Genomic DNA, 8,536 nt, shown 5'->3' on the forward strand with positions numbered 1-8,536 from the left:
CATCCTCGAGGATGCGGGCTCTTGTCTTTCTCGTCCGAATTACACCCGGTTGATGGTGGTCTGGGGGTGTACGTACGGCAGCGTCGCGGCCGGGACGGGAAACTCGGTGTCCTCACCGAAAGGCGAGAGATTACCGGCGCGGGTCGACGACAGTTCGGTCACGGCGTGCTCGCCGTCGGCCACCTCGGGCCAGCCGTTGTCGACGTAGGGTTTCTTCGATTTGTTCACCACCGGCTCATTCTGGCATACCCAACCACGTAGGCTCGATCGGTGATCGCGACAGACTCTCTCGCCGATTGGCTCGGTGCGCGCACCGATGCCCAGCTGGTGAAATTGCTGCAGTTGCGGCCCGACCTGGCGGTACCACTGCCCGCGTCGATGTCGGTGCTCGCCGTGCGCGCTCAGCAGCGCGCATCGGTGTTGCGTGCCGCCGACGATCTGGACACCCACGAGTTCGCGATCATCGAGGCGCTGACGGCCAATGAGGACGCCCGCACGATCGGCGCCGAACTCACGCCGCTGACTCGCACCACCCTGCACGCGCAGCTCAAGGATCGCGTCACCAAGACCGCGCTCACCGCCGCGCTGACCCGCCTGCTCGACCGCGCCCTCGTGTGGCAGATCGGCGACGACCTCGACCTCACACCCAGCGCCGCCGAAGCCCTGCCCTGGCCGCTGGGCGCGACGACAGCGCTCCCCGACGCGCTCACCGAGCCCGAGGTAACGGCCGCGCTGGCTACGGCGAGCCCGCCCGAACGCGCGCTGCTGGACAAACTCGCCACCACCGGCCCCCGGGGTCGCACCAGGGATGCCGCACCCGGCACCGATCCCGACCGGCCCGTGCCGCGCCTGCTCGCCGCCCGGCTGCTGCACCGGATCGACGACGAGACCGTGGAGTTGCCCGTCACCGTGGGCCAGATTCTGCGCGGCGAACCCGTCACCGACCCGCACGCGCCCGCCCCACCCAAACCCACGCTCGTCAAGAACGCCGCCACCGAGGTGAACGCCGTCGGCGCGGGTGAGGTCGGCGAACTGCTGCGCGACGCGGGCGACCTGATCGACGCGCTCGGCGCGCTGCCCGCCCCCGCCCTGCGCGCGGGCGGACTCGGCGTGCGCGAACTGCGCAGGCTGGCCAAGCAGACCGGCATCGACGAACAACGCACCGGCCTGCTGCTCGAATTGCTGGCCGCCGCGAAACTCGTCGAGAAGGGCCTGCCCGAACCGACCCCCGACCTCGACTCCACCGACGACTTCTGGGCCCCGACGCCCGCCGCGGATTCGTGGCTCGACGCCCCGCCCGCGACCCGCTGGGTGACACTCGCGCAGGCGTGGCTGGAGCTGGATCGGATGCCGTGGATGATCGGCCTGCGCGACGCCGCCGACAAGCCGATCGCGGCCCTGTCCGCGGAGCTGCGCGTGCCCCATGCGGTGCGCGATCGTGCGGCGATCCTCGGCCTGCTCGCCGAGTATCCGACCGGTACCGCGGTGACTCCCGCCGACATCGGCAAACTGCTGGCTTGGCGAATGCCACGCCGGCGCAGGCATTTCCGCCTCGATGCCGTCACCGCGACCCTCGCCGAGGCGGCAGTCGTCGGCCTGCTCGGCCGTGGCGCCCTCGACTCGGCGGGCCGGGCCCTGCTGCACGGTTCTGTCGCCGACGCCGAATCGGAAATGGCCGCGGCGCTGCCGAAACCGGTCGACCACGTCCTGGTCCAGGCCGACCTCACGGTGATCGCCCCCGGTCCGCTGGTACCGGAACTACGCGCCAAGATCGCCCTGGTCGCCGATGTCGAATCAGCGGGCGCCGCAACCGTGTACCGGGTCAGCGACGCCACGGTCCGCCGCGCGCTCGACGCCGGCCTCACCGCCGCCGAACTGCACGCGTTGTTCGCCACCCACTCCCGCACTCCCGTGCCGCAGTCGCTGACCTATCTCATCGACGACGTCGCGCGTCGCCACGGCCAACTCAGGGTGGGCATGGCCCAGTCGTTCCTGCGCAGCGACGACCCGGCGCTGCTGGCCCAGGTCCTCGCCGCGCCCGTGGCCGAAACCCTGGCGCTGCGCGCTATCGCCCCCACCGTGGCGATTGCCCTGGCGCCCCTGGCCGAGATGCTCGACCAGCTCCGCAAGGCGGGCTTCGCCCCGGCGGGCGAGGATTCCGGCGGCACCATCGTCGACCTGCGTCCCCGCGGCGCGCGGATTTCGGTCCGCCCGCTGGCCCGCAGGCCTTACCGCCCGACCCCGCCGAACGACGACCAGCTCGCCCAGCTGGTCACCGAACTCCGCGCGGGCGAACGCGCCGCGGGCGCCCGCACCGGTCGCTCGGTGCGCACCGACGGCACCCGCACCGGCACCGCGGCCACCCTCGCGCTGCTCCAGCTGGCGGCGAGGGTCGGCCGACCGGTGAACATCGGCTACGTGGACGCCCAGGGCGTGGCCACCCAGCGGGTGGTCGAGCCGCTGCGGGTAGGCAACGGCCAACTGGACGCGGTGGACCCGGTGAGCGGGGCGACCCGCCATTTCACCCTCCACCGCATCGCGTCGGTGGCCCTGCTCGATTAAGGCTTGGCCAGGCAGAAGGTCGTCTTCGGGTCGGGAACCGTCCGGAACTGCGTGGCGTCCGCGCCACACAGCAGTTCGTCGGTCTGCCCGTCGATCCGCTTGACCACCTTGAACGAAGCCTCGGCCGCCGTACAGTCGACCGACTCCGCGGGCCGCTTCCCCGCCTCCGCGTAGCAGCTGCCCTCGGCGAAATTCGGCGCCAGGCACAGCGTGCTCTTCGCGTCCCCGACCGTGCCGTTGAACGCGGCGTTGTCGGCAGCGCAGTCCGCCCCGACCTTCACGATCCGGTAGTTCGACTTCGCCGACGAGCAGTCACCGACCGTCGCCTTCATCGCGTCGGCAGCGTTGTCACTGACCTCCACGCACGACCCCACCGCGACAGCACCGGCCGACGACGAATCATCGGAGGAGCACGAAACCACCGCTCCGACCAGGGCCATCGCGGCCACCGGCCCGAGCACGATCCGCGCCAACAGCCGCTTCTCCGGGAAAATCACTGAAAACCTCACTCACCGAACGGTTCAGGGTGAACACAACCGCCGGTGACGATACCCAAGTGCCCCGCGCCCGCGCTCCCCCGTGGCGCAACCTGTCTACCATCACAAAGATGACCCTCGACGACGTCGCAGGCGAGCTGTACACCCTCGACCCCGGCGACTTCGTGTCGACCCGCGCCGAACGCGCAGCCCAGGCCCGCGCCGACGGCGACCGCGACCTGGCCGAGGCCATCACCGCCCTGCGCAAACCCACGGTCGCGGCCTGGACGGTCAACCTGCTGGCCCGGCACGCACCGCAGGAGATCGCCGCCCTGCTCGATCTGGGCGACGCCCTGCGGTCGGCCCAGCGTCAGCTCTCCGGCGACAAGCTGCGTGCCCTGGGTACCCAGCGTCAACAGGTCGTGAACGCGATGACCAAGCGCGCCGCCGAACTGGCCGCCGAGCACGATCGCCCGGCGAGTGAGCAGGTGCTGCGCGAGGTCGGTCAGACCCTCACCGCGGCGCTGGCCGACCCCGATGTCGCCGATCTGGTTCGCGCCGGAGTGCTGCCCACCACGGTCACCTATGACGGCTTCGGCCCGGCCGGTCTGGTCGCGATCACCGGCGGCAAGGCCACCCCCAAGCGCGCGAGCAAACCCCGCTCGGCTCCGAAGGACACCGAAGCCGAGCGTCGCGCGCAGGCCCAGCAGGAACTCGACGACGCCGAATCGAGCCTGGCGGCCGCCCGCACCGATCGCGAGGAGGCCGAAGCCGCTGCCACGCAGGCGAAGTCCGACCTCGACGAGATCGAAACCCGCATCGCCGAACTCCGCGCCGAACTCGAGCACGCGGAGCAGCAACGCCACTTCGCCCACACCGCCGAACATCGAGCGCGCGGCGAATTCACTGCCGCGCGTAGTCAATTCGATCGCATGCAGCGCTGGGTCGAGCGCGCCCGCGCTCGGCTCACCGACGACTAGGGGTGCAGGGTGCCCGGGTAGAGGAACGCGTCGCGCGGCGGTCTCGTCCCGTCCAGCCATTCGGCCAGGAACTCGCCCAGCGGCATCGAGGTCCGGCTCTGCAGGAACTCCCGGAACTCCGGCATCGAGGCGTGTCCGTCGCGATGCGCGTTCACGAAATCCTTGATCGCGGCAAAGAACACGTCCTCACCGAGCAACTTGCGAAGGGCGTGCAGGAACAGCGGCCCGCGATAGTAGACGGACGTGAATTCGTCGCCCGCGCCCGGCGCGGCCAGCGCGATCTTCCAGAACTTGGGATCGTCGAGGTGTTGCGCGATGGTCTCGCGATACTCGGTGTCCACATCGGCATGGTCGATCCGCTCCGGCCACAGGTAGTCGGCGGTGTAGCTGGCGAAGCATTCGTTGAGACAGATGTCGGACCAGTGCCGCACCGACATGGTGTCGCCCCACCACTGATGGGCCAGCTCGTGCACCACGGTGTTCAGATCGGTCCACGGCGCGTAGGTCGGCCGGGTCTGGGTCTCCAGCGAGAACGGCAGCTCGGTATCCACATAGATCCCCCCGGCCACATCGAACGGGTAAGGACCGTAGAGACTTTCGAGGAAGTCGAGGATTTCGGGCAGCCGCTGCTCGTCTTCGCGATTGCCGTCGGATTCCGGCGCGAACGCGCTCAGCACCGCGGTGCCGTTCGCGCGCCGCTGTTCGAGGAAGCTGAAATGGTCCACCGCGACCGTGGTCAGGTAGCCGATCGTGGGCTGTCGTGTCTCCCACGTGGTGTGCAACCGACCGTCGCGCACCACGTGCTCGGTGCGGTCGCCGATCGACATGACCTCCCAGTCGGCGGGCACCGTGGCGTGCAGCGTGAAGGTCGCCTTGTCCAAGGGGGTGTCGTTGAGCGGGTACCAGGTGCTCGCGCTGTGCGGCTCGCCGACGGCGAACGCACCACCGTTGGGCGCGTGCGTCCAGCCTTCGCCCTCGGTGTCGGCGGCCGCGCCGGCGTAGTCGACGATGACCCGCATCGGCAGCCCCGGCGGCAGCGGTAGCAGTGGCGTGTCCACGAGCTCGTGCTCACCGTCGTGCGCGAACCCCGCGGGCTGACCGTTGACGGTCACCATCAGCACCTCGGGTCCGCTGTAGTCGAGGTTGAACTGTGCCAGCGGCTGGGTGACGCGGCCGTCGATGCGGGCCGTGCCGCGCAGATGGTGGGCACCGGGTTCGTAGTCGATCGACACGTCGTAGTGGGTGACGTCGTAGCCGCCGTTCCCGTCGAGCGGATAGTACGGATCACCCAGTCCCGGAGCCCCGATCAGGGCTGAATCCGCCGCTACCGGCGGAACTCCCAGCGCCACCAGCGCGAACACCACGCACAACCCGGCCGACCAGCGCATGTCGCGGACACCTTTCGTCGACCGGATCGCACGAACCGAACCATCGTCGCAGGTGCGCGGCTAGCCCAGGTCGGAGGGCAGGTGCTGTGGGTCGAGCAGCAGGCGCTTGGTCGCGGTGCGTTTCACCCGCGATGCCAGCGCCAGGTTCTGTGTGAGCAGCCGCCATTCGACCTCGTTGATGGCGTCGCACGCCCGCTCGATCACCGCGTCGTCGCGCGTGCCCCAGGCGATCGGCATGGCGGTGACCAGCTGCCAGCGTTCGCCGACCTGACGCGGAGCACGGTCGGTGCGCACCGCGACGGCGGGCACCCGTTCACCCGGCCGCGGCGCGTGTCCGGGCAGCGTGCGCACCTTGCGGGCGATCAGGGCCCAACTGCGCTCCGGCGCAGCGGGTTCGGCGATATCGACCAGGGCGAGCAACACGATGGCGCCCGGTTCGGCATCGCTGACGACAGCGGGGACGAGCACACCGTCGTGGTAGAGCTTTTCGATGCTGGAGCGATGCGGCGTCCACAACGCCACCCACAGCGCGATGCCCGCGATGAGCACGCACACCACCGCGAGCAGAAATCCCCACGCCTGTCCGCTCCACACCAGCGCCACCGTGGCCGCGACGGCGAGACCGGCGACCAGCAGGGCCACCAGGCGCAACCTGCGTAATCCGGTGAACGTCTCGTTCACCGCATGAGCGTGTTCACGGTCGACCACGAATTCGAAGCGGCGCACGCCTTCCTTCCTAGCACAAGTTGCGGAGGAATTGCCTCCACTTATCTGCCGAGGGGATCACACACCGCACGCTACCCCCCTTTGACCTGGCGAACAGTGCTACACGCCGTCCCCGATCGGCGGGCCGAGCAGGTCGTCGGCGTCGACGATGCGGTAGGCATAGCCCTGCTCGGCCAGGAAGCGCTGCCGGTGCGCGGCGTATTCGGCGTCGAGCGTGTCGCGCGCGACCACCGAATAGAAATGCGCCTGTCCCCCATCCTGTTTCGGCCGCAACAGCCGGCCGAGGCGCTGGGCCTCTTCCTGCCGGGAACCGAAGGTGCCCGAAACCTGCACCGCCACCGAGGCTTCCGGCAGATCGATGGAGAAGTTGGCGACCTTGCTCACCACCAGCACGGGGATCTCACCGGAGCGGAAGGCGTCGAACAGCGCCTCGCGTTCCCTGTTCTTGGTGGCGCCGGTGATGACCGGGGCGTTCAGGTCGACGCCCAGCTCGTCGAGCTGATCCAGGTAGGCGCCGATCACCAGGGTCGGCGCACCCTGGTGACGGGCCAGGATGGACTCGACCACCGGGATCTTGGTGCGCGCGGTGGAACACAGCTTGTAGCGTTCCTCGGGCTCGGCGGTGGCGTAGGCCATCCGCTCCGCGTCGGTGAGCGTCACCCGCACCTCGACGCAGTCGGCCGGTGCGATCCAGCCCTGCGCCTCGATGTCCTTCCACGGCGCGTCGTAGCGCTTCGGGCCGATCAGCGAGAACACATCGCCCTCGCGACCGTCCTCACGCACGAGCGTGGCGGTGAGACCGAGCCTGCGGCGCGACTGGAGGTCGGCGGTCATCCGGAAGACCGGCGCGGGCAGCAGGTGCACCTCGTCGTAGATCACCAGGCCCCAGTCGCGGCTGTCGAACAGCTCGAGGTGCTTGTACTCGCCTTTCGACTTGCGCGTGATGACCTGGTAGGTGGCGATGGTGACCGGACGGATCTCCTTGCGCTCGCCGGAGTATTCGCCGATCTCCTCCTCGGTGAGCGTGGTCCGCGCCAGCAGCTCGCGCCGCCACTGCCTGCCCGCCACGGTATTGGTGACCAGGATCAGCGTCGTCGCCTTGGCTTTGGCCATCGCGGCCGCGCCGACCATCGTCTTGCCCGCGCCGCACGGCAGCACGACCACGCCGGAACCGCCCGCCCAGAACGAATCGGCGGCCATCTCCTGGTAGTCGCGCAGGTGCCACTTGCCCTCGGTGTAGTCGAGGCCGATGTCGTGCGCCTCGCCGTCCACATAACCGGCCAGGTCCTCCGCGGGCCAGCCGATCTTCAACAGCATCTGCTTGATGTGGCCGCGCTCGGACGGGTGCACGATCACGGTGTCGTCGTCGATGCGGGCGCCGAGCATGGGTGCGATCTTCTTGTGCCGCAGCACTTCCGCGAGCACCGCGCGATCCAGGCTGACCAGGCACAACCCGTGCGCGGGATGTTTGACCAGCTGCAACCGGCCGTAGCGGCCCATCGTGTCGACGATGTCGACCAGCAGCGGCTGCGGCACGGCGTACCGCGAGAAGTTCACCAGCGCGTCGACGACCTGCTCGGCATCGTGGCCCGCCGCGCGGGCGTTCCAGAGCGCCAGCGGCGTGATCCGGTAGGTGTGCACATGCTCGGGGGCGCGTTCCAGCTCCGCGAACGGCGCGATGGCCTGCCGGGCGTTACCTGCCAGCTCGTGGTCGACCTCGAGCAGCAGAGTCTTGTCACTTTGCACGATCAGCGGACCGTCGGTCACTGGACTCCTTTGCGGCCGGGGCCGCGGGTTCGGGGCGCCTGTAACCCCTCGATTCAGCACTCGAGACTCGCGCCTGCGGCGCATGCGCTTCGAGCGCTGATCGAGGGGACGGCCCCGAACGGGCTCGTAAGACTCGCCCTGTGCGGGGTTGCGTTCGGCCTTGATGCTCTGAGTTGGTGTGCCGTGCCCTGATGGGCGGCTCGTTCGATTGTACGGACCCGGTCCGACATGGTCGGTACGGCGATTGCGCGCGAGCGGTGAGACGGGTCCAGCAGGTGCCGACTGGACCGCGACACAGCATCGCTGACCGGGGCAAACTCTGTGCATGCTTCAGACAACGGCGGTTCTCGGGGTCGCGGCGGCGGCGCTCGGCATGGTGCTGACGCCGGGACCGAACATGATGTATCTGGTCTCGCGCACCGTCGCGCAGGGTCGCCGGGCGGGGATGATCTCGCTGATGGGGGTCGCGGCGGGCTTCGGCGTGTACCTGATGGCGGCCGCGGCGGGGATCACGGCGGTGTTCGCTGTTGTTCCCGGGTTGTATCTGGCGGTGAAGCTGGCGGGAGCGGCGTATCTGCTGTGGCTGGCCTGGCAGGCGATCCGGCCGGGTGGGGTGTCGGTGTTCGCGCCCGCCGAC

The 8,536-nt window shown here is 69.5% G+C and carries 8 protein-coding genes; 3 read left to right on the forward strand and 5 right to left on the reverse strand.

All coding sequences use genetic code 11. The annotated features are described in order from the left end of the window. Nucleotides 1–39 precede the first annotated feature (39 nt). Nucleotides 40–231: a hypothetical protein gene (locus tag ACFWF3_RS14900; RefSeq protein ID WP_056818634.1), complete on the reverse strand. Its 192-nt coding sequence runs from the start codon at nt 229–231 to the stop codon at nt 40–42. A gap of 39 nt (nt 232–270) precedes the next feature. Between ACFWF3_RS14900 and ACFWF3_RS14905 the strand changes: the two genes are divergently transcribed. Continuing rightward, nucleotides 271–2,562: a helicase-associated domain-containing protein gene (locus ACFWF3_RS14905; protein WP_379314104.1), complete on the forward strand. Its 2,292-nt coding sequence runs from the start codon at nt 271–273 to the stop codon at nt 2,560–2,562. On the opposite strand, the gene ACFWF3_RS14910 is transcribed toward ACFWF3_RS14905, so the two are convergent. Then, nucleotides 2,559–3,071 carry a hypothetical protein gene (locus ACFWF3_RS14910; protein ID WP_378990514.1) on the reverse strand — a complete coding sequence of 171 codons (513 nt, stop codon included), beginning with the start codon at nt 3,069–3,071 and terminating at the stop codon, nt 2,559–2,561. The genes ACFWF3_RS14905 and ACFWF3_RS14910 overlap by 4 nt on opposite strands. A 98-nt stretch (nt 3,072–3,169) precedes the next feature. Between ACFWF3_RS14910 and ACFWF3_RS14915 the strand changes: the two genes are divergently transcribed. Further along, on the forward strand, nt 3,170–4,018 hold the full coding sequence (locus ACFWF3_RS14915; protein ID WP_379314105.1) for a hypothetical protein: 849 nt from the start codon (nt 3,170–3,172) through the stop codon (nt 4,016–4,018). Here the strand turns inward: ACFWF3_RS14915 and ACFWF3_RS14920 are convergent. From ACFWF3_RS14920 to ACFWF3_RS14930, 3 genes are all read right to left on the reverse strand, one after another. Beyond that, nucleotides 4,015–5,406 carry a M1 family metallopeptidase gene (locus ACFWF3_RS14920; protein ID WP_379314106.1) on the reverse strand — a complete coding sequence of 464 codons (1,392 nt, stop codon included), beginning with the start codon at nt 5,404–5,406 and terminating at the stop codon, nt 4,015–4,017. The two genes, ACFWF3_RS14915 and ACFWF3_RS14920, sit on opposite strands and share 4 nt — an antisense overlap. 60 nt (nt 5,407–5,466) lie before the next feature. Next, nucleotides 5,467–6,132 (reverse strand): DUF3239 domain-containing protein, encoded by a 666-nt coding sequence (locus tag ACFWF3_RS14925; protein ID WP_379314107.1) that lies wholly within the window; start codon nt 6,130–6,132, stop codon nt 5,467–5,469. Between the two features lie 99 nt (nt 6,133–6,231). Continuing rightward, a complete protein-coding gene (locus ACFWF3_RS14930; protein ID WP_378990517.1) occupies nt 6,232–7,899 on the reverse strand; it encodes a DNA repair helicase XPB in 1,668 nt (555 codons plus the stop codon). A 325-nt stretch (nt 7,900–8,224) separates the two neighbouring features. Here ACFWF3_RS14930 and ACFWF3_RS14935 point away from each other — a divergent pair. Next, the coding region (locus ACFWF3_RS14935; protein WP_379314108.1) for a LysE family translocator at nt 8,225–8,536 on the forward strand (312 nt) is incomplete at its 3' end.

This window comes from Nocardia sp. NPDC060220 (assembly GCF_042727815.1).
In the GTDB taxonomy this organism is placed as follows: domain Bacteria; phylum Actinomycetota; class Actinomycetes; order Mycobacteriales; family Mycobacteriaceae; genus Nocardia.

Bases quoted from the DNA above. Each gene is read 5' to 3' on its own strand.
- ACFWF3_RS14920 (WP_379314106.1), bottom strand. From the start codon at position 5,406: ATGCGCTGGTCGGCCGGGTTGTGCGTGGTGTTCGCGCTGGTGGCGCTG.
- ACFWF3_RS14915 (WP_379314105.1), top strand. From the start codon at position 3,170: ATGACCCTCGACGACGTCGCAGGCGAGCTGTACACCCTCGACCCCGGC.